A 17,798-nucleotide genomic window follows, 5' to 3' on the forward strand; every position below is an offset into this window, starting at 1 on the left:
ACGAACTAGAGGAAGAGCAAGGGGAAGCAGCGATGAACGCCCGTAACGAAGCTGAGGCGCAGGAGTTTCCGCGCGCCGTGGCTCGGGCTCGCTACGTCCGCGACACGCCCATGAAGGTGCGCCGCGTCGTCGAGCTCATCAGGGGTCGTAGCGCCAGCGAGGCCCTGGCCGTGCTCCAGTTCGCGCCGCAGGCGGCATCTGAGCCGGTCCGGAAGGTGCTCGCGAGCGCCGTGGCCAACGCCGAGAACAACCTGTCCCTGGACCCCGACACCCTGTGGGTGTCGAAGGTCTACGTGGACGAGGGTCCGACCCTCAAGCGGTTCCGCCCGCGCGCCCAGGGCCGTGCGTACCGGATCCGCAAGCGGACGAGCCACATCACCGTCGAGGTGGAGTCGCGTCCGAAGAAGTCCAGCGCGAAGGGAACCCGGTAGTGGGCCAGAAGATCAACCCGCACGGCTTCCGGCTGGGGATCACCACCGACTGGAAGTCCCGCTGGTACGCCGACAAGCAGTACGCCGAGTACGTGGCCGAGGACGTCAAGATCCGCAAGCTGCTCGGCCGTGGCATGGAGCGTGCCGGCATCTCCAAGGTGGAGATCGAGCGCACCCGCGACCGGGTCCGCGTCGACATCCACACCGCCCGGCCGGGCATCGTCATCGGCCGTCGTGGTGCGGAGGCCGACCGCATCCGCGGTGAGCTGGAGAAGCTCACCAAGAAGCAGGTGCAGCTCAACATCCTTGAGGTGAAGAACTCCGAGGCGGACGCGCAGCTCGTCGCGCAGGGCGTGGCCGAGCAGCTGTCGAACCGCGTGGCGTTCCGCCGCGCGATGCGCAAGGCCATCCAGTCGGCCATGCGCTCGCCCCAGGTGAAGGGCATCCGCGTGCAGTGCGGCGGTCGTCTCGGCGGCGCCGAGATGTCCCGCTCGGAGCACTACCGCGACGGCCGGGTGCCGCTGCACACGCTGCGCGCCGACATCGACTACGGCTTCTTCGAGGCCCGCACCACGTTCGGCCGCATCGGCGTGAAGGTGTGGATCTACAAGGGTGACGTCGTCGGTGGCCTCAGCGCCAAGCGCGAGCGCGACGCCGCGCCGTCCGCCGAGCGCGCCCCGCGCCGCGACCGCGGCGAGCGCCCGAACCGGGCCCGTCGTTCCGGCGCCAGCGGCACCACGGCGACGAGCACCGAAGCCGGACGGGCCGCGGCCGAGACCGCGGACGCCCCGGCCGCGACCGAAGAGAAGACGGAGGGCTGAGTCGTGCTCATCCCGCGCAGGGTTAAGCACCGCAAGCAGCACCACCCCGGTCGGTCCGGTGCTGCCAAGGGCGGCACGAGGGTCACCTTCGGCGAGTACGGCATCCAGGCGCTGGAGCCCGCTTACGTGACCAACCGCCAGATCGAGTCGGCGCGTATCGCCATCACGCGGCACATCCGCCGTGGTGGCAAGGTCTGGATCAACATCTTCCCGGACCGCCCGCTGACCAAGAAGCCCGCCGAGACCCGCATGGGTTCCGGTAAGGGCTCCCCGGAGTGGTGGGTCGCCAACGTCAAGCCGGGTCGGGTGCTCTTCGAGATGAGCTTCCCGAACGAGCAGGTGGCCCGCGAGGCGCTGCGCCGCGCGATCCACAAGCTCCCGATGAAGTGCCGCATCGTTACGCGTGAGGGTGGTGAGTTCTGATGGCAGCGGGTACCACCGCTTCCGAGCTTCGCGAGCTCACCGAGGAAGAGCTCGTGCTGCGCCTTCGGGAGGCGAAGGAGGAGCTGTTCAACCTCCGCTTCCAGATGGCCACCGGGCAGCTGGACAACAACCGCCGGTTGCGCACGGTCCGGCACGAGATCGCCCGGATCTACACCGTGATGCGGGAGCGGGAGCTGGGCCTGTCGGCCACTCCCGACGGTTCCACTGGTGAGGGTGCGGCATGAGCGAGAACGAAGTGACTGAGACTCAGACGCGCGGCGAGCGCAAGGTCCGCGAGGGCTACGTCGTGTCCGACAAGATGGACAAGACGATCGTGGTCGCCGTCGAGGACCGCAAGAAGCACCGCCGCTACTCCAAGGTCATGCGCTCCACCACCAAGGTGAAGGCGCACGACGAGCAGAACAGCGCCGGCGTCGGCGACCGCGTGCTGCTCATGGAGACCCGGCCGCTGTCGGCCACCAAGCGCTGGCGCCTCGTCGAGATCCTCGAAAAGGCCAAGTAAAACCACGGACCGAGCCCGTCAGGTCGGCAATCTGGCGGGCCAGGAATGGTCAGGAGAAGGTAAGTGATCCAGCAGGAGTCGCGGCTGCGCGTCGCCGACAACACCGGTGCGAAGGAGATCCTCTGCATCCGTGTTCTCGGTGGCTCGGGCCGCCGCTACGCGGGCATCGGGGACATCATCGTCGCGACGGTGAAGCAGGCCATCCCCGGCGCCGGTGTGAAGAAGGGTGACGTCGTCAAGGCGGTCGTCGTCCGCACCGTCAAGGAGAAGCGCCGTCCCGACGGCTCTTACATCCGGTTCGACGAGAACGCCGCGGTGCTCATCAAGAACGACAACGAGCCGCGGGGCACCCGCATCTTCGGCCCGGTCGGTCGTGAGCTGCGCGACAAGAAGTTCATGAAGATCATCTCGTTGGCGCCGGAGGTGCTCTGATGAAGGTGAAGAAGGGCGACACCGTCGTCGTTATCGCCGGCAAGGACAAGGGTGCTCGCGGCAAGGTCATCCAGGCCTACCCCGCCGAGAACCGCGTCCTGGTCGAGGGCGTCAACCGCATCAAGAAGCACACCCGGATCACGCAGACCCAGCGCGGCGCGCAGTCGGGCGGCATCGTGACCCAGGAGGCCCCCATCCACGTGTCCAACGTGATGGTGGTCGACTCGGACGGCAAGCCGACCCGTGTGGGCTACCGGACGAACGACGAGGGCAAGCGGGTCCGCATTTCCCGTCGTAACGGGAAGGACATCTGATGACCACCGTTGAGAAGACCATCCCTCGGCTGAAGACGCGCTACCGCGAGGAGATCGTCGCGGAGCTGCGCAAGCAGTTCGAGTACGCCAACGTGATGCAGATCCCGGGCGTCGTGAAGGTCGTCGTGAACATGGGTGTCGGCGACGCCGCCCGCGACGGCAAGCTGATCGAGGGCGCGGTGCGCGACCTGTCGATCATCACCGGCCAGCGCCCCGAGGTCCGCAAGGCGCGCAAGTCCATCGCCCAGTTCAAGCTGCGCGAGGGCATGCCGATCGGTGCGCGCGTGACGCTGCGCGGCGACCGCATGTGGGAGTTCCTGGACCGCCTGCTGACGATCGCGCTGCCGCGCATCCGCGACTTCCGCGGCCTGTCCGGCAAGCAGTTCGACGGCAACGGGAACTACACGTTCGGCCTCAACGAGCAGTCGATGTTCCACGAGATCGACCCGGACGCCATCGACCGCCCCCGCGGCATGGACATCACGGTCGTCACCACCGCCACCAACGACGAGGAGGGCCGGGCGCTGCTGAAGGCCCTGGGCTTCCCGTTCAAGGAGAACTGAGCTGATGGCCAAGAAGGCTCTGATCAACAAGGCGGCCAAGAAGCCGAAGTTCAAGGTGCGGGGGTACACCCGGTGCCAGCGCTGCGGCCGGCCGCACTCGGTGTTCCGCAAGTTCGGCCTGTGCCGGATCTGCCTGCGCGAGATGGCCCACCGGGGCGAGCTGCCCGGCGTGAGCAAGTCGAGCTGGTAAGACCCGCCCACCGGCAGGTTTTCGAAAATCCCACTTCGCTGTAGGCCCGCTCACGACCCGGCCGGCGCCCCGGCGCCGGCCGCGGACCCTGACTGGGGAACCGCAGCGAGAAAGGTTGACCAGGTCACCATGACGATGACCGACCCGATCGCAGACATGTTGACGCGTCTGCGGAACGCGAACTCGGCTTACCACGACAAGGTCGTGATGCCGCACTCCAAGCTCAAGGCCAACATCGCCGAGATCCTCAAGCGCGAGGGCTACATCGCGAGCTACCGCGATGAAGAGGGCGATGTCGCCAAGCAGCTCGTCATCGAGCTGAAGTACGGCCCGAACCGGGAGCGCAGCATCGCCGGCCTCCGCCGCGTGTCCAAGCCCGGTCTGCGCGTGTACGCCAAGTCGACGAACCTGCCGAAGGTGCTGGGCGGTCTGGGCGTCGCGATCATCTCGACCTCCGGCGGTCTCATGACCGACCGTCAGGCCAACAAGTCGGGCGTGGGCGGCGAAGTCCTCGCCTACGTCTGGTAAGGGAAGGGGGACAAGCCAATGTCGCGCATCGGAAAGCTGCCGATCACCGTCCCCTCCGGGGTCGACGTGAACATCGACGGCCAGGACGTCAGCGTGAAGGGTCCCAAGGGCACCCTGTCGCTCACGATCGCTGAGCCGATCATCATCGAGAAGGCCGAAGACGGCACTCTTGAGGTGAAGCGCCCGAACGACGAGCGCCGCAGCCGCTCGCTCCACGGCCTGTCGCGCACCCTGGTGCAGAACATGGTCGTCGGTGTGACGCAGGGCTACGAGAAGAAGATGGAGATCCACGGGGTCGGTTACCGCGTCGCGCTCAAGGGTTCCGACCTGGAGTTCGCGCTCGGTTACAGCCACCCGGTCAAGGTGGAGGCCCCCGCGGGCATCACCTTCGCGGTGGAGACCCCGACCCGCTTCTCCGTGGCCGGCATCGACAAGCAGCTCGTGGGCGAGGTCGCCGCCAACATCCGCAAGCTGCGCAAGCCCGACCCGTACAAGGGCAAGGGCGTGCGCTACGCGGGCGAGAAGATCCGCCGCAAGGTCGGAAAGACGGGTAAGTGACATGAGCGAGACTGCAACGAAGCGCAAGCCGGTCGGCAAGGACATCTCGACCACCCGCCGCATCGCCAAGACGCGCCGTCACTTCCGCCTCCGCAAGAAGGTCAGCGGCACGCCGGAGCGTCCGCGCCTGGTCGTGCACCGGTCGTCGAAGCACATCACCGTGCAGATCATCGACGACCTCGCCGGCCACACCCTGGCGGCCGCCTCCTCGGTGGAGGCGGACGTCCGCGCGGTGGAGGGCGACAAGAAGGCCAAGGCCGCCAAGGTCGGCCAGCTGGCCGCGGCCCGCGCCAAGGACGCCGGGATCACCAAGGTCGTGTTCGACCGCGGTGGCAACTCCTACCACGGCCGGATCGCTGCTCTGGCCGATGCCGCCCGCGAGGCGGGGCTGGAGTTCTGACAATGCACATCTTCGGAATTGAGAGGGACGCCTGATGCCAGGACGCACGCGTCGCGAAGGCGGCGGGGGCGAGCGCGGAGAGCGTCGCGACCGTCGTGACGGCGGCCGCGGCGGCGCGGCCCAGGAGAAGACCCCGCACCTGGAGCGCGTGGTTGCGATCAACCGCGTCTCCAAGGTCGTGAAGGGTGGTCGTCGCTTCAGCTTCACCGCTCTGGTCGTCGTCGGCGACGGCGACGGCATGGTCGGTGTCGGCTACGGCAAGGCCAAGGAAGTCCCGGCCGCGATCGCCAAGGGTGTCGAGGAGGCGAAGAAGAACTTCTTCCGCGTCCCTCGCATCGCGGGCACGATCCCCCACCCGGTGCAGGGCGAGAAGGCGGCCGGTGTCGTGCTGCTGCGCCCGGCCTCGGCCGGTACCGGCGTCATCGCCGGTGGCGCGGTCCGCGCGGTGCTGGAGTGCGCCGGTGTCCACGACGTGCTGAGCAAGTCGCTGGGCTCGGACAACGCCATCAACATCGTGCACGCCACGGTGGAGGCCCTGAAGGGTCTCCAGCGTCCCGAGGAGGTGGCTGCCCGTCGCGGTCTGCCCCTGGAGGACGTCGCTCCCGCCGGTATGCTCCGCGCTCGCGCAGGGGCGGTGTGATCATGGCTCAGCTCAAGGTCACCCAGGTGAAGAGCAGCATCGGTACCAAGCACAACCACCGTGAGTCCCTCCGGACCCTGGGGTTGCGCAAGATCCGCCAGTCGGTGGTCCGCGAGGACACGCCGCAGGTGCGCGGGCTCATCCACGCCGTGCGCCACCTGGTGGTCGTCGAGGAGGTCCAGTCGTGACCATCAAGATCCATGACCTGCGTCCGGCCCCCGGCGCCAAGACCGCGAAGACCCGTGTCGGTCGCGGTGAGGGCTCCAAGGGCAAGACGGCCGGTCGAGGCACGAAGGGCACCGGCGCGCGGAAGAACGTCTCCCCGCGCTTCGAGGGTGGCCAGATGCCGCTGCACATGCGCCTGCCGAAGCTCAAGGGCTTCCGCAACCCGTTCCGCACCGAGTACCAGGTCGTGAACGTGGGCGACCTGGCCCGGGTGTTCCCGGACGGTGGCCGGGTCGACGTGGACGCCCTCGTCCACGCCGGTCTGGTGCGCAAGAACGAGCTGGTCAAGGTCCTCGGTGAGGGCGACCTGAACGGCGTCAAGCTGGACGTCGTGGCCAACAAGTTCTCGGGCAGCGCGGTCGAGAAGATCGCGGCGGCCGGCGGCACCACGACGGTGCTCTGACGCACTGCCACGGTGCTTGACGCACTGCCACGGTGCTTGACGCACTGCCACGGTGCTTGACGCACTGAAGTGGCAAGATTGAACTACAGCAAGGTCTGAACGGCCCCCGGTGCCTCCCGCGCCGGGGGCCGTTCGCTGTCTCCTCCTCCTCCGGAGGGGTGTCCTCGCTTCGCGGTTCCTAGACGCGCTGCGCGCTCTCAAGCGGACGCGCTGGCGCGCTCTAAAGACAAAAGCGGCCGGGAGGCCTCCAGTGGGGGGAAGGGCCTGCGTGTTCCCCACCGCATGACCTGGCGGAGCCGACCACACTTTTCGGGGGTCGGTCGAAAAACTTTTTGCTCGTTCCTCGCAAAAACTTTTTGGCCCGACCCCCGAAAAGTGTGGTTGCCCTTCGGGCAGGTCATACGGTGGGGAACACGAAGGCCCCTTGTGGCTGGTAGCTCAGCCGCCGCTGCGCGGCGGGGCCGCGCGGGGCGCGGCGGAGGGCGCTTCTGGGCGGTTAAGGCGTGCTGGGGGCGGCGGAGTCGTGTTGGGGGCGGCTGGGGCGGGTGGCCGGGTGGGGTGTGGGCGGCCGGGGTAGTGGGGCGTCTGGGGGCGTTTGGGGGCGTGTGGGGGCCATTCGAGATGGTGGCTGGGGGTGTTCGCGCACAGCAGAAAGCAGTTGCGGTGTCGGGTTAGTTTGGGCGCATGTGGCTGGTGGTCTTTTTTGGTGCGGCTGTTCTGGTGGCGCTCACGCCTGGTGCCAACAACCTGCTCGGCATGCACCACGCCGTGCACCACGGGGCGCTCAAGGCGGTGACTGCCCTGGTCGGGCGGCTGTTCGCGTTTGCTCTCATGATCGTCGCCGTCGTGGCCGGGCTCGGGCCGGTGTTGGCCGCGTCCACCGCCGCGCTCACCGTCATCAAGTGGCTCGGGGTGGCCTACCTCGTCTACCTCGCCGCGCGCATCTTCTTCACACCATCACAGGCCTCCTCGGCCCCGAAGAGGGGCAACCCGCTGCGCAAGGAGTTCCTCGTCGCGATCACGAACCCGAAGGCGCTGTTGATCTTCACCGCCTTCGTCCCGCAGTTCGTGGACCCCGCGCGGGGCTCCGTGCAGGCCCAGCTCGTCGTGCTCGGCGCGGTCTACCTGGCGGCGGAAGTGCTGGCAGGGGCCGGTTACGTGACCGTTGGCGCGATCATCCGCCGGGCCGACCTGAGCGCTCGCGCGCGGCGCCGGCTGGACCAGGGGACCGGGACGCTCCTGCTCGGGATGGCCGGGGTCCTGGCCACCAGCGCCACCCGCTGAGACCGGGCGCGCACCGGCTGCAACTTGATCCATTCGGCGGCTTGCGAACGCCGGGTCTTGATCGGGTACGAAGTGTGAAGGGCGGCTGGCTACGGCAACCCGCTTCGCGGCTGTTAAAGTCGCGGGCTGAACCCGGATGTCCTCCGGGTCGGTCGCGGCTACCCCCGCGTCCGCCACCACCGCAAGACTGTGCCGGCAACACAGCCGGTACCGCAGGATGCCGACCCAGGCGGGGCGGCAACGCTGATGGAGGTTCGCGTGCTCGGCGCATTCCGCTCGGCTCTCGCGACGCCGGACCTACGCAAGAAGATCCTCTTCACCCTGGGGATCGTCGTGGTGTACCGGTTGGGCGCGACCATGCCCGCGCCGGGCGTCTCCTTCAAGAACGTGAAACTCTGCGTCGAGCAGGTCGACCAGCAGGGGATCTACTCGCTGATCAACCTGTTCAGCGGCGGCGCCCTGCTCAACCTGTCGATCTTCGCGCTGGGCATCATGCCCTACATCACCGCGAGCATCATCATCCAGCTGCTCACCGTGGTCATCCCGCGGTTCGAGCAGTTGAAGAAGGAAGGCCAGGCGGGCCAGGGCAAGCTGACCCAGTACACCCGCTACCTGACCATCGCCCTCGCGGTGCTGCAGTCGACCGGCATCATCGCGCTCGCGGTGCGCGGCCAGCTGTTCCAGAACTGCGAGCACGACGTCATCCCGGACCAGAGCGTCTGGAACCTCGTCGTCATCGTCGTCGCCATGACCGCGGGCACCAGCGTCATCATGTGGCTGGGCGAGATCATCACGGAGAAGGGCATCGGCAACGGCATGTCGTTGCTGATCTTCACCGGCATCGCCGCCCGCATCCCGCACGAGGGCCAGCTGATCCTCCAGCGCGGTGGCCTGACCTTCTTCCTGGTCTGCGTCGCGGCCCTGCTGATCATCGCCAGCGTCATCTACGTGGAGCAGGCGCAGCGCCGCATCCCGGTCCAGTACGCGAAGCGCATGATCGGTCGCCGCATGTACGGCGGCACCTCGACCTACCTGCCGCTGAAGGTGAACCAGGCCGGTGTCATCCCGGTCATCTTCGCCTCGTCGCTGCTCTACCTGCCCGACCTCATCTCGCGCCTGACCACGTCGACCGACGGGTCCGCGCCGAGCTGGTGGGAGACGTTCGTCCAGACGCACCTGGTCAGCCAGTCCAGCCCGGTGCACATCTCGGCGTACTTCCTGCTGATCGTCTTCTTCACCTACTTCTACGTGGGCATCACGTTCAACCCCGACGAGCGTGCCGACGAGATGAAGAAGTTCGGTGGGTTCATCCCGGGTATCCGCCCCGGGCGTCCCACCGCCGAGTACCTCCGCTTCGTGCTGGGGCGGATCACGCTGCCGGGCTCGCTGTACCTGGGCATCGTCGCCATCCTGCCGAACCTGTTCCTCGACCTGACCGGTCAGGGCCAGAACCAGAACTTCCCGTTCGGCGGCACGGCGGTGCTGATCATGGTGGGCGTCGGCCTCGACACTGTTAAGCAGATCGAGAGCCAGCTCATGCAGCGCAACTACGAAGGGTTCCTCCGCTAGTGCGACTCGTTCTCGTCGGCCCGCCCGGAGCGGGCAAGGGCACTCAGGCCGAACTGCTCAAGACCAAGCTCGGCGTGCCGCACATCTCCACCGGGGACCTCTTCCGCGCGCACATCAGCCAGCAGACCGACCTCGGCAAGGAGGTCCAGGAGTACCTGGACTCCGGCGAGCTCGTGCCGGACGCGGTCACCAACGAGATGGTGCGGGAGCGCCTGTCGCAGGAGGACGCCAAGGACGGCTTCCTGCTCGACGGGTTCCCCCGCAACGTCGCCCAGGCGGCCGTGCTCGGCGAGATCCTCGCCGCGGACGGGCACGCCCTGGACGCCGTGCTGGAGTTCCGGATCGACGAGGACGTCGTGGTGGAGCGCCTGCTCGCCCGCGGCCGGGCGGACGACAAGGAAGAGGTCATCCGCCACCGCCAGCAGGTCTACCGCACCGAGACCGCGCCGCTGCTCGACCACTACGCCGACATCGTCGTGAGCATCGACGCCGTGGGCGACGTCGAGGAGATCAGCGAGCGGGCCCTGGCCGCGCTGCGCGCCGCGCGCGGCGAGAAGTGACCGGTGGCCTGCTCGATGCGCTGCGCAGGATCGTCCCGGGTGACCGCATGATCGAGATCAAGAGCCGCGGCCAGCTGGAGGCCATGCGGGCCGCCGGCCTGGTCGTGGCCCGCACCCTGGCGCTGCTCACCGAGCACGCCAAGGTCGGCGTGAGCACGGCCGAGCTGGACGAGCTGGCGGAGCAGTCCATCCGCGACGCCGGCGCGATCCCCAGCTTCAAGGGCTACCACGGGTTCCCGGCGAGCATCTGCGCGTCGGTGAACGAGCAGGTGGTCCACGGCATCCCGAGCAAGACGCAGGTCCTGGCCGAGGGCGACCTCATCTCCATCGACTGCGGCGCCATCCTCGACGGCTGGCACGGCGACTCCGCCGTGACCCTGCCGGTCGGGACGGTGACCGAGGCGGAGCTGAAGCTGTCCGAGGCGACCCGCGAGTCGATGCTGGCGGGCATCGCGGCGGCCGTCCCGGGCGGGCGGCTCAGCGACATCTCCTTCGCCATCGAGTCGGCGACGATCCTGGCGGGCGAGCGCGACGGTGTCGAGTACGGGATCGTGGACGGCTACGGCGGCCACGGCATCGGCACCAAGATGCACATGGACCCGTTCCTGCCGAACTACGGCAAGCCCGGCAAGGGGCCGCGGTTGAAGGTCGGCATGGCGATCGCGATCGAGCCCATGCTGACCCTGGGCAGCGAGCGGACCGCCGAGCTGGACGACGGCTGGACCGTGGTGACCACGGACGGGTCGCGGGCGGCGCACTGGGAGCACAGCGTGGCCATCACCGACGACGGCCCCTGGGTGCTGACGGCGCTCGAAGAGGGCTGACGCGACGCCGGCTCCGGGACGCCGGAGGCGGATACGGGGGTTAGCCCCCTTCTTCGGCTTGCGGGCGGTCGCCACGATTGACGTGTGAGCCTCCCCGTGCGGCCCGAGGACATGCGGGCCTCCGACGCCGAGCGCGAAGTCGTGCAGCAACTGCTCCACCGCGCCCACGCCGACGGCAGCCTGGACCTCGCCGAGTTCGACGAGCGGGTCGTGGCGGTCTGGCGGGCGAAGACCCGTGGTGAGCTGGCGGCCCTGACCGCGGACCTGCCGCAGGTGGTCGAGCGGCCCCTGCCCCCGCCGCCACCGGTTCGGGTGAAGCCCCGGGGGCCGTCGGCGATGAAGGTGCTCACCACGGTCTGGCTGAGCGTGAGCGCGTTCAACTTCGCGATCTGGCTGCTGGTGAGCGTGCTCGGCGGCGAGGGCGTGGTCTACCCGTGGTTCCTGTGGGTGGCGATGCCGTCCGGGGCCGTCCTGGGTGTGATCTGGCTCCTGGTCGGGCGCGACCGCGCGGCGGGTTGACAGCCCCGATTTGGGCATACCCGCCGGCGCGCGTACTATGGACGGGTGGCGCACACGTAGCGCCGGTTCCGCCATGCCTGTGACGCACCTTACCGCCGGCTGGCAGGTTCGCAAGGGCCTGAAGGAGTCGGGGTTCCGCGCGTGCTCCACGTCCAAGTGGAAGCTAACCACCGTCACGAAACGCGGAGGACATGGGCAAGAAGGACGGGGCCATTGAGGTCGAGGGCCGCGTAGTCGAACCGCTCCCCAACGCGATGTTCCGCGTCGAGTTGGAGAACGGGCACAAGGTCCTGGCACACATCAGCGGCAAGATGCGTCAGCACTACATCCGCATCCTCCCCGAGGACCGGGTTGTCGTGGAGCTCTCGCCCTACGACCTGTCCCGCGGGCGCATCGTCTACCGCTACAAGTGACCTCCACGGTGACACCGGGCGACCGGTGCACCGGGGCTACCAGCAGGAGAGCTCAGGCGTGAAGGTCCAGCCGAGCGTCAAGAAGATCTGCGACAAGTGCAAGGTGATCCGCCGCCACGGCCGGGTCATGGTCATCTGCGAGAACCTGCGCCACAAGCAGCGCCAGGGCTGAGCAGACAGCCACGTCGCAGCGTCCTCACCGACGCAAGACAAGCAAGCCTCCCCGCACCTGCTCCTCGACGCACGACCCGAGGAGCACACCCCCGGACTCCAGGCCGGGGCCGGGACACCGACCGTGAGAGCGGTCGGAACTGACAACAGCGAGTCAGTCCCGGGAGCGGACGGGGAGCAGACCTGGAGAGAAACGACAGGAGCAATCGCCGCATGGCACGACTCGCTGGCGTCGACCTCCCCCGCGAGAAGCGGATGGAGATCGCGCTCACCTACATCTTCGGCATCGGTCGCACGCGCTCCAAGGAGCTGCTGACCGCCACTGAGATCTCCCCTGACCTGCGCGTCAAGGACCTCAGCGACGACGACCTCGCCAAGCTGCGGGACTACATCGAGAACAACTTCAAGGTCGAGGGTGACCTCCGCCGCGAGGTTCAGGCCGACATCCGCCGCAAGATGGAAATCGGCTGCTACGAGGGTCTGCGCCACCGTCGCAACCTGCCCGTCCGCGGGCAGCGCACCAAGACGAACGCGCGTACTCGTAAGGGTCCGAAGAAGACCGTTGCGGGCAAGAAGAAGGCCGGCAAGAAGTAACCTCGCGCACCCATAAGTAGGAGATCACCCAGATATGCCACCCAAGTCCCGCACGGGCGCCGGGGTCAAGAAGGTCCGGCGCAAGGAAAAGAAGAACGTCTCGCACGGCCAGGCGCACATCAAGAGCACGTTCAACAACACCATCGTGTCCATCACGGACCCGATGGGCAACGTGATCAGCTGGGCGTCCGCCGGCCACGTGGGCTTCAAGGGCTCGCGGAAGTCGACGCCGTTCGCGGCGCAGATGGCCGCCGAGAACGCCGCCCGCAAGGCCGCCGAGCACGGCATGCGCAAGGTGGACGTGTTCGTGAAGGGTCCCGGCTCCGGCCGCGAGACCGCGATCCGTTCCCTCCAGGCCGCCGGTCTTGAGGTCGGCACCATCCAGGACGTGACCCCGCAGCCCCACAACGGCTGCCGCCCGCCCAAGCGGCGCCGGGTCTGAGGCACGGGGAGGAGTAAGCACACATGGCTCGCTACACCGGACCGGCCACCCGCATCTCGCGCCGGCTCAAGGTCGACCTCGTCGGTGGGGACCAGGCGTTCGAGCGCCGTCCCTACCCGCCCGGCCAGCACGGCCGCGGTCGCATCAAGGAGTCGGAGTACCTGCTCCAGCTCCAGGAGAAGCAGAAGGCCCGCTACACGTACGGCGTGCTGGAGAAGCAGTTCCGCCGCTACTACGAGGAAGCGGTCCGCCGCACCGGCAAGACCGGTGAGAACCTGCTGCAGATCCTGGAGTCCCGTCTGGACAACGTGGTGTACCGCGCGGGCCTCGCGCGCACCCGTCGCCAGGCTCGCCAGCTGGTCAGCCACGGGCACTTCCTGGTCAACGGCCAGAAGGTGAACATCCCGAGCTACCGGGTGTCGAAGTTCGACATCATCGACGTGAAGCCGAAGTCGCTCCCGACGCTGCCCTTCGAGGCCGCGCGCGCGTCCTTCGGTGACCGCCCGATCCCGGCGTGGCTCCAGGTCGTGCAGTCCAACCTGCGCATCCTGGTGCACCAGCTGCCGGAGCGGGCGCAGATCGACACGCCGGTGACCGAACAGCTCATCGTCGAGCTTTACTCGAAGTGATCCTCTCGGCGGGCGGTCCACGCGACCGCCCGCCGATCGGGTCCCGCGACGGCACGGAATGGTGTGCCGAACGCGTTTGCCGGTCTCCGCGACTGGCGTTCCCGGCGTCATATGGCGGGCGTCGGGTTGAGAAAGGAAGAACCCAGTGCTGATTTCCCAGCGCCCCTCGCTCAGCGAGGAAGCGGTCAACGAGACCCGCTCCCGGTTCGTCATCGAGCCGCTGGAGCCGGGCTTCGGCTACACCCTCGGCAACTCGATCCGCCGCACCCTGCTGTCCTCCATCCCCGGCGCCGCCGTGACCAGCATCCGCATCGACGGCGTGCTGCACGAGTTCACGACGGTCCCCGGCGTGAAGGAGGACGTCACCGACATCATCCTCAACCTCAAGGAGCTGGTCGTCAGCTCCGAGGAGGACGAGCCGGTGACCATGTACCTGCGCAAGCAGGGCCCCGGTGCGGTGACCGCCGGTGACATCGTGCCCCCGGCCGGTGTGACCGTGCACAACCCCGACCTGCACATCGCCACCCTGAACGGCAAGGGCAAGCTGGAGATCGAGCTCGTCGTCGAGCGCGGTCGCGGCTACGTCCCCGCCGTCCAGAACAAGCAGGCCGGCGCCGAGATCGGCCGCATCCCGGTCGACTCGATCTACTCGCCCGTCATGAAGGTGACCTACAAGGTCGAGGCCACCCGTGTCGAGCAGCGGACCGACTTCGACAAGCTGATCCTCGACGTCGAGACCAAGCCCTCCATCACGCCGCGCGACGCCGTCGCGTCCGCGGGCAAGACCCTGGTGGAGCTGTTCGGTCTCGCGCGTGAGCTGAACGTGGACGCCGAGGGCATCGAGATCGGACCGTCTCCCGCCGAGGCGGACACCATCGCGGCCTTCGCGATGCCGATCGAGGACCTGGACCTCACCGTCCGGTCCTACAACTGCCTCAAGCGCGAGGGCATCCACACGGTGGGCGAGCTGGTCTCGCGCAGCGAGGCGGACCTGCTGGACATCCGCAACTTCGGCGCCAAGTCGATCGACGAGGTCAAGATGAAGCTCGTCGGCCTCGGCCTCGCGCTGAAGGACAGCCCGCCCGGGTTCGACCCGTCGGCCGCCGCGTCCGACTACCCCGCCGAGGGCTGGGGCGCCGCGGACACGTCCGTGGACAACCACGACGACGGCCACGACTACGCGGAGACCGAGCAGCTCTGAGGCCGCTTAGCGGCCGGGCCGGAGCAGAGGATCAGAAAGAAATCCGAGGAGCAATTCGATGCCCACCCCCACCAAGGGACCCCGTCTCGGGGGCTCGCCGGCCCACGAGCGGCTCATGCTGGCCAACCTGGCCACGTCGCTGTTCACCCACGGTCGGATCACGACCACGGAGGCCAAGGCGAAGCGGCTGCGCCCGTACGCCGAGAAGCTGATCACCAAGGCCAAGGTCGGCGACCTGCACAACCGTCGCGAGATCCTCAAGGTCATCCGCGACAAGGACGTCGTGCACAAGCTGTTCGCGGAGATCGGCCCGCAGTTCGCGGACCGCGCCGGCGGCTACACCCGCATCACCAAGACGCTGCCGCGCAAGGGCGACAACGCCCCCATGGCCGTGATCGAGCTGGTGCCGGAGAAGACCGTCACCTCCGAGGCGGAGCGCGCCCGCAAGACCAAGTTCGCCAAGGACGAGGTCAAGCCGGCCGAGACCAAGGCCGAGGAGACCAAGGCCGACGAGGTCGCCGACCAGGACGCTGACGCGCCCGAGTCGGCCACCAAGGACGCCGCGGAGGAGCCCGCCGAGGGCGCCGACGAGGCCGCTCCGAAGGCCGAGGACAAGAAGGACGAGTCCTGACGGACCCGACCGCCGACGAGCCCGTCGTCCCCTCGCGGGGCGACGGGCTCGTTCGTGTGCGCCTGGACCTGGGCTACGACGGCACGGAGTTCTCGGGGTGGGCGCGCCAGCCGGGTCGGCGGACGGTGTGCGGGGTGCTGGAGGACACGATGTCCACCGTGCTGCGGGAGGACGTGTCCCTGACCGTGGCGGGGCGGACCGACGCCGGCGTGCACGCGGCCGGCCAGGTGGCGCACGCGGACCTGCCCGCGTCGGTGGACGTCGAGGGGTTGCCGCGGCGGCTCGCGCGGGCGTTGCCGACCGACGTGCGGGTGTTCTCGGCGCGGGTCGTGCCGGCCGAGTTCGACGCCCGGTTCGCGGCGTTGCGGCGGCACTACGAGTACCGGGTGACCGACGCGCCGTTCGGCGCTTCGCCGCTGCGGCGGCTGGACACCCTGGCGTGGCCGCGTCCGCTGGACGTGGACGCCCTGAACGCCGCCTCCGAGCTGCTGCTGGGGGAGCGGGACTTCTGCGCGTTCTGCAAGCGCCGGGAGGGCGCGACGACGATCCGCGAGCTGCAGCGGCTGTCGTGGGAGCGGGACGGGGACGTCCTGACGGCGTCCGTCTCGGCGGACGCGTTCTGCCACTCGATGGTGCGCAGCCTGGTGGGGGCGCTGCTGGCCGTCGGGGAGGGGCGCAAGCCGGTCACCTGGCCCGCGTCGCTGCTCTCGTTGTCTTCTCGATCGAGTGAGGTCACGGTCGCTCCGCCGCACGGCTTGTCACTCGTCCGGGTGGACTACCCGGAGGACTCGGAGCTGGCCGCGCGGGCGCTGGTCACGCGGAACGTGCGCGGCGCACCGACCAGTTGAGCCAGGCCACGCCGCCCATCGGGATCTCGGCGAGGTAGGTGAAGACGGCGAACAGGAGCACGCCCGCGACGGCCGGCCCGGCGGGTGTGCCCAGCGCGACGAGCAGCGCGATCGTCCCGTTCTCGCTGACCCCGAACCCGCCGGGCGTCACCACGGCCAGCGTGAGCAGCCGGCTCACCGCGAACGCCGCGACCAGCGCGCCCGGTGACAGCTCGACCCCGGTCACCGCGAGGCAGCACCACAGCAACAGGGCCTGCAACGCCAGGTAGACCACCATGCCGGTGGTCATCTTCGCCCAGTTCCGCCGGATGACCTGCGCGTTCTGCCGGCGCAGCCGCACCACGAACCGCCGGGCGCGGCCCCGCAGCACGCCGCTGAGCCAGCGCAGCCTGGTCAGGGCGGCGACGGTGACGACCAGGGCCACCGCGGTGGTGAGGGTGGCGGCGAGGACCGTGCGCCCGAGCACGGCCGCGCCCTGCACGGCCAGCGCGACCAGCGGGAGGGCGACCCGGCCCAGGGCGTTCCACAGGCCGCTGACGATGGTGGACGTGGTGATCGCGCGGGCCGTGTGCCCCCAGCTCGACGCCATCACGGCGGTCACGGCGACGCCCGCCGCGCCGCCGAACGGGAACAGGTTGCTCACCGCGCTGCCGGCCGCGTTGAGGCTGAACGCCTGGGTGTTGCGCAGGCCGGGCAGCGAGCCGGTCAGGACGTAGGTGTAGGCCCACAGGCCGGCCAGCCACAGCGCGGTCAGGCCCGCGAGGGCGGCGGCGCTGACGGCGGCGAGGTGGTCGGTGATGGTGGCCCAGCCGACGCCGCCGACCTTCGGGACCAGCGCGACCACCAGCCACACCGCGAGGCCCACGGAGGCGAGCGAGGCGAGCAGGTTCAGGTGGCCCCTCAGCGTGCGCGCAAGCGTTTGCGCTCGATGTACCACTCCGTGCCCATGACCAGCCGGAACAGCGGCGGCGGCAGGCTCAGCAGGGCGCCCACGGTGCGGGTCTGGTCGCCGCCCGTCGTCTGCGTGGCGTGCGCCGCCAGCGCCGCCCGCTTGCACCCGGCGTACCGGCGGACGTCCACGGTGTGCGTGATCGCCGCGCGGGGCGTGTAGGCGGTCCGGAACGGGGTCAGGTCGAACCGCCGCGCGACCCGGGCCAGCCGGAGGGCGCGCAGCAACAGGGTCCGGTCGACCGTCGCCTCCCACACCCTCAGTGTGCCCGCCAGTTCGGCGGCCAGCGCGCCGACACGGTGGACCTGCACGTGGTCGGGGTGCCCGTAGCCGCCGACGGGGTCGTAGGTGGTCAGCAGGTCGGCGCGTTCCTCGTGCAGGATCTCGGCCAGCCGCCCGGCGGCCTCCGGCACGTCCGCCCGCGCGAAGCCCGTCGAGGCGCTCCCGTCCAACCCGGAGTCGGCGTAGCCGAGGAACTCCACCCGCGCGCACCCGAGCACCTCCGCCGCCCGGTGCGCCTCCTTCGTGCGGACGGCCCCGAGGTCTCCCCGGTGGGCGGCCAGCCCGCGCTCGCCGGCGGTCGCGACGACCAGCACCACCCGGTGCCCCTCGGCGGCGAGGCGGGCCATGGTGCCCCCCGTCAGGAGGGCTTCGTCGTCTGGATGGGCGTGGAAGAACACGCAGGTTCGGCTCACGGGTGTAAGAGTGTCAGT

At 69.1% G+C, this 17,798-nt stretch carries 30 protein-coding genes; 28 read left to right on the forward strand and 2 right to left on the reverse strand.

Annotated elements, in window-relative coordinates; translation table 11 throughout:
- Positions 1-32: 32 nt before the first annotated feature.
- The 28 genes from rplV (at position 33) to truA (ending at position 16,136) form a co-directional block, all read left to right on the forward strand.
- Positions 33-431, forward strand: coding sequence for a 50S ribosomal protein L22 (rplV, locus tag AB0A74_RS08630; RefSeq protein ID WP_337728376.1), 399 nt, complete (start codon positions 33-35; stop codon positions 429-431).
- The gene (gene rpsC / locus AB0A74_RS08635; protein WP_343935349.1) at positions 431-1,252 is read left to right on the forward strand and encodes a 30S ribosomal protein S3; all 822 of its coding nucleotides are present in this window, start codon (positions 431-433) and stop codon (positions 1,250-1,252) included. The genes rplV and rpsC overlap by 1 nt, the downstream gene beginning before the upstream one ends.
- Positions 1,253-1,255: 3 nt before the next feature.
- Complete coding sequence (gene rplP / locus AB0A74_RS08640; protein ID WP_337728378.1) at positions 1,256-1,675, forward strand: 50S ribosomal protein L16; 420 nt, start codon at positions 1,256-1,258, stop codon at positions 1,673-1,675.
- Positions 1,675-1,920, forward strand: a complete 246-nt coding sequence (gene rpmC / locus AB0A74_RS08645) for a 50S ribosomal protein L29 (RefSeq protein WP_358248231.1) — start codon at positions 1,675-1,677, stop codon at positions 1,918-1,920. Before rplP ends, rpmC begins: the two co-directional genes overlap by 1 nt.
- Positions 1,917-2,198, forward strand: coding sequence for a 30S ribosomal protein S17 (gene rpsQ, locus AB0A74_RS08650; protein WP_337728379.1), 282 nt, complete (start codon positions 1,917-1,919; stop codon positions 2,196-2,198). The genes rpmC and rpsQ overlap by 4 nt, the downstream gene beginning before the upstream one ends.
- A 63-nt stretch (positions 2,199-2,261) precedes the next feature.
- Complete coding sequence (rplN, locus tag AB0A74_RS08655) at positions 2,262-2,630, forward strand: 50S ribosomal protein L14 (RefSeq protein ID WP_015805282.1); 369 nt, start codon at positions 2,262-2,264, stop codon at positions 2,628-2,630.
- The gene (gene rplX, locus AB0A74_RS08660; RefSeq protein WP_121224914.1) at positions 2,630-2,944 is read left to right on the forward strand and encodes a 50S ribosomal protein L24; all 315 of its coding nucleotides are present in this window, start codon (positions 2,630-2,632) and stop codon (positions 2,942-2,944) included. The genes rplN and rplX overlap by 1 nt, the downstream gene beginning before the upstream one ends.
- A complete protein-coding gene (gene rplE / locus AB0A74_RS08665; RefSeq protein WP_337728380.1) occupies positions 2,944-3,507 on the forward strand; it encodes a 50S ribosomal protein L5 in 564 nt (187 codons plus the stop codon). The genes rplX and rplE overlap by 1 nt, the downstream gene beginning before the upstream one ends.
- Positions 3,508-3,511: 4 nt before the next feature.
- Positions 3,512-3,697, forward strand: coding sequence for a type Z 30S ribosomal protein S14 (locus AB0A74_RS08670; RefSeq protein WP_121224918.1), 186 nt, complete (start codon positions 3,512-3,514; stop codon positions 3,695-3,697).
- 129 nt (positions 3,698-3,826) lie between these two features.
- A complete protein-coding gene (gene rpsH, locus AB0A74_RS08675) occupies positions 3,827-4,225 on the forward strand; it encodes a 30S ribosomal protein S8 (RefSeq protein ID WP_309117676.1) in 399 nt (132 codons plus the stop codon).
- Positions 4,226-4,243: 18 nt separating this feature from the next.
- Entirely contained in the window at positions 4,244-4,783 is a 540-nt protein-coding gene (gene rplF, locus AB0A74_RS08680) for a 50S ribosomal protein L6 (RefSeq protein ID WP_343935350.1), read from the forward strand.
- 1 nt (position 4,784) lies between these two features.
- Entirely contained in the window at positions 4,785-5,183 is a 399-nt protein-coding gene (gene rplR, locus AB0A74_RS08685) for a 50S ribosomal protein L18 (RefSeq protein WP_343935351.1), read from the forward strand.
- Between the two features lie 34 nt (positions 5,184-5,217).
- Positions 5,218-5,823: a 30S ribosomal protein S5 gene (rpsE, locus tag AB0A74_RS08690; RefSeq protein ID WP_121224926.1), complete on the forward strand. Its 606-nt coding sequence runs from the start codon at positions 5,218-5,220 to the stop codon at positions 5,821-5,823.
- A gap of 2 nt (positions 5,824-5,825) precedes the next feature.
- Complete coding sequence (rpmD, locus tag AB0A74_RS08695) at positions 5,826-6,011, forward strand: 50S ribosomal protein L30 (protein ID WP_033428588.1); 186 nt, start codon at positions 5,826-5,828, stop codon at positions 6,009-6,011.
- Positions 6,008-6,451 carry a 50S ribosomal protein L15 gene (gene rplO, locus AB0A74_RS08700; protein ID WP_343935352.1) on the forward strand — a complete coding sequence of 148 codons (444 nt, stop codon included), beginning with the start codon at positions 6,008-6,010 and terminating at the stop codon, positions 6,449-6,451. The genes rpmD and rplO overlap by 4 nt, the downstream gene beginning before the upstream one ends.
- A 684-nt stretch (positions 6,452-7,135) precedes the next feature.
- The gene (locus AB0A74_RS08705) at positions 7,136-7,735 is read left to right on the forward strand and encodes a LysE family translocator (RefSeq protein ID WP_358248232.1); all 600 of its coding nucleotides are present in this window, start codon (positions 7,136-7,138) and stop codon (positions 7,733-7,735) included.
- 258 nt (positions 7,736-7,993) lie between these two features.
- A complete protein-coding gene (secY, locus tag AB0A74_RS08710) occupies positions 7,994-9,304 on the forward strand; it encodes a preprotein translocase subunit SecY (protein WP_358248233.1) in 1,311 nt (436 codons plus the stop codon).
- Complete coding sequence (locus tag AB0A74_RS08715) at positions 9,304-9,864, forward strand: adenylate kinase (RefSeq protein WP_343935355.1); 561 nt, start codon at positions 9,304-9,306, stop codon at positions 9,862-9,864. Before secY ends, AB0A74_RS08715 begins: the two co-directional genes overlap by 1 nt.
- Before the next feature lie 47 nt (positions 9,865-9,911).
- Positions 9,912-10,688, forward strand: a complete 777-nt coding sequence (gene map / locus AB0A74_RS08720; RefSeq protein ID WP_358248234.1) for a type I methionyl aminopeptidase — start codon at positions 9,912-9,914, stop codon at positions 10,686-10,688.
- Positions 10,689-10,772: 84 nt separating this feature from the next.
- Complete coding sequence (locus tag AB0A74_RS08725) at positions 10,773-11,207, forward strand: DUF1707 domain-containing protein (RefSeq protein WP_358248235.1); 435 nt, start codon at positions 10,773-10,775, stop codon at positions 11,205-11,207.
- A gap of 191 nt (positions 11,208-11,398) precedes the next feature.
- A complete protein-coding gene (gene infA / locus AB0A74_RS08730) occupies positions 11,399-11,620 on the forward strand; it encodes a translation initiation factor IF-1 (RefSeq protein ID WP_005166804.1) in 222 nt (73 codons plus the stop codon).
- Positions 11,621-11,678: 58 nt separating this feature from the next.
- On the forward strand, positions 11,679-11,792 hold the full coding sequence (rpmJ, locus tag AB0A74_RS08735; protein ID WP_010148647.1) for a 50S ribosomal protein L36: 114 nt from the start codon (positions 11,679-11,681) through the stop codon (positions 11,790-11,792).
- A 212-nt stretch (positions 11,793-12,004) separates the two neighbouring features.
- Positions 12,005-12,385, forward strand: coding sequence for a 30S ribosomal protein S13 (rpsM, locus tag AB0A74_RS08740; protein WP_121224935.1), 381 nt, complete (start codon positions 12,005-12,007; stop codon positions 12,383-12,385).
- A 34-nt stretch (positions 12,386-12,419) separates the two neighbouring features.
- Positions 12,420-12,827 (forward strand): 30S ribosomal protein S11, encoded by a 408-nt coding sequence (rpsK, locus tag AB0A74_RS08745; protein WP_033436732.1) that lies wholly within the window; start codon positions 12,420-12,422, stop codon positions 12,825-12,827.
- 23 nt (positions 12,828-12,850) lie between these two features.
- Positions 12,851-13,456 (forward strand): 30S ribosomal protein S4, encoded by a 606-nt coding sequence (rpsD, locus tag AB0A74_RS08750; RefSeq protein ID WP_343935358.1) that lies wholly within the window; start codon positions 12,851-12,853, stop codon positions 13,454-13,456.
- Between the two features lie 145 nt (positions 13,457-13,601).
- The gene (locus AB0A74_RS08755) at positions 13,602-14,657 is read left to right on the forward strand and encodes a DNA-directed RNA polymerase subunit alpha (RefSeq protein ID WP_121224939.1); all 1,056 of its coding nucleotides are present in this window, start codon (positions 13,602-13,604) and stop codon (positions 14,655-14,657) included.
- Positions 14,658-14,715: 58 nt separating this feature from the next.
- Complete coding sequence (gene rplQ / locus AB0A74_RS08760; protein WP_358248236.1) at positions 14,716-15,288, forward strand: 50S ribosomal protein L17; 573 nt, start codon at positions 14,716-14,718, stop codon at positions 15,286-15,288.
- A 56-nt stretch (positions 15,289-15,344) separates the two neighbouring features.
- Complete coding sequence (truA, locus tag AB0A74_RS08765; protein WP_358248237.1) at positions 15,345-16,136, forward strand: tRNA pseudouridine(38-40) synthase TruA; 792 nt, start codon at positions 15,345-15,347, stop codon at positions 16,134-16,136.
- On the opposite strand, the gene AB0A74_RS08770 is transcribed toward truA, so the two are convergent.
- Together AB0A74_RS08770 and AB0A74_RS08775 are read right to left on the reverse strand one after the other, a co-directional pair.
- A complete protein-coding gene (locus tag AB0A74_RS08770; RefSeq protein WP_358248238.1) occupies positions 16,102-17,001 on the reverse strand; it encodes a lysylphosphatidylglycerol synthase domain-containing protein in 900 nt (299 codons plus the stop codon). The two genes, truA and AB0A74_RS08770, sit on opposite strands and share 35 nt — an antisense overlap.
- A gap of 35 nt (positions 17,002-17,036) precedes the next feature.
- Positions 17,037-17,780 carry a PIG-L family deacetylase gene (locus AB0A74_RS08775; protein ID WP_358248239.1) on the reverse strand — a complete coding sequence of 248 codons (744 nt, stop codon included), beginning with the start codon at positions 17,778-17,780 and terminating at the stop codon, positions 17,037-17,039.
- Positions 17,781-17,798: the final 18 nt, after the last annotated feature.

Source organism: Saccharothrix sp. NPDC042600 (assembly GCF_040647305.1).
In the GTDB taxonomy this organism is placed as follows: Bacteria; Actinomycetota; Actinomycetes; order Mycobacteriales; family Pseudonocardiaceae; genus Actinosynnema; species Actinosynnema mutabilis.

What these genes read in the sequence shown, in the direction of transcription:
- rplV (WP_337728376.1), top strand. Translation starts at nt 33, where the DNA reads ATGAACGCCCGTAACGAAGCTGAGGCGCAGGAGTTTCCGCGCGCCGTG.
- rpmC (WP_358248231.1), top strand. Translation starts at nt 1,675, where the DNA reads ATGGCAGCGGGTACCACCGCTTCCGAGCTTCGCGAGCTCACCGAGGAA.
- rpsQ (WP_337728379.1), top strand. Translation starts at nt 1,917, where the DNA reads ATGAGCGAGAACGAAGTGACTGAGACTCAGACGCGCGGCGAGCGCAAG.
- rplX (WP_121224914.1), top strand. Translation starts at nt 2,630, where the DNA reads ATGAAGGTGAAGAAGGGCGACACCGTCGTCGTTATCGCCGGCAAGGAC.
- rplE (WP_337728380.1), top strand. Translation starts at nt 2,944, where the DNA reads ATGACCACCGTTGAGAAGACCATCCCTCGGCTGAAGACGCGCTACCGC.
- AB0A74_RS08670 (WP_121224918.1), top strand. Translation starts at nt 3,512, where the DNA reads ATGGCCAAGAAGGCTCTGATCAACAAGGCGGCCAAGAAGCCGAAGTTC.
- rpsH (WP_309117676.1), top strand. Translation starts at nt 3,827, where the DNA reads ATGACGATGACCGACCCGATCGCAGACATGTTGACGCGTCTGCGGAAC.
- rplF (WP_343935350.1), top strand. Translation starts at nt 4,244, where the DNA reads ATGTCGCGCATCGGAAAGCTGCCGATCACCGTCCCCTCCGGGGTCGAC.
- rplR (WP_343935351.1), top strand. Translation starts at nt 4,785, where the DNA reads ATGAGCGAGACTGCAACGAAGCGCAAGCCGGTCGGCAAGGACATCTCG.
- rpsE (WP_121224926.1), top strand. Translation starts at nt 5,218, where the DNA reads ATGCCAGGACGCACGCGTCGCGAAGGCGGCGGGGGCGAGCGCGGAGAG.
- rpmD (WP_033428588.1), top strand. Translation starts at nt 5,826, where the DNA reads ATGGCTCAGCTCAAGGTCACCCAGGTGAAGAGCAGCATCGGTACCAAG.
- AB0A74_RS08705 (WP_358248232.1), top strand. Translation starts at nt 7,136, where the DNA reads ATGTGGCTGGTGGTCTTTTTTGGTGCGGCTGTTCTGGTGGCGCTCACG.
- map (WP_358248234.1), top strand. Translation starts at nt 9,912, where the DNA reads ATGATCGAGATCAAGAGCCGCGGCCAGCTGGAGGCCATGCGGGCCGCC.
- infA (WP_005166804.1), top strand. Translation starts at nt 11,399, where the DNA reads ATGGGCAAGAAGGACGGGGCCATTGAGGTCGAGGGCCGCGTAGTCGAA.
- rpsM (WP_121224935.1), top strand. Translation starts at nt 12,005, where the DNA reads ATGGCACGACTCGCTGGCGTCGACCTCCCCCGCGAGAAGCGGATGGAG.
- rpsK (WP_033436732.1), top strand. Translation starts at nt 12,420, where the DNA reads ATGCCACCCAAGTCCCGCACGGGCGCCGGGGTCAAGAAGGTCCGGCGC.
- rpsD (WP_343935358.1), top strand. Translation starts at nt 12,851, where the DNA reads ATGGCTCGCTACACCGGACCGGCCACCCGCATCTCGCGCCGGCTCAAG.
- rplQ (WP_358248236.1), top strand. Translation starts at nt 14,716, where the DNA reads ATGCCCACCCCCACCAAGGGACCCCGTCTCGGGGGCTCGCCGGCCCAC.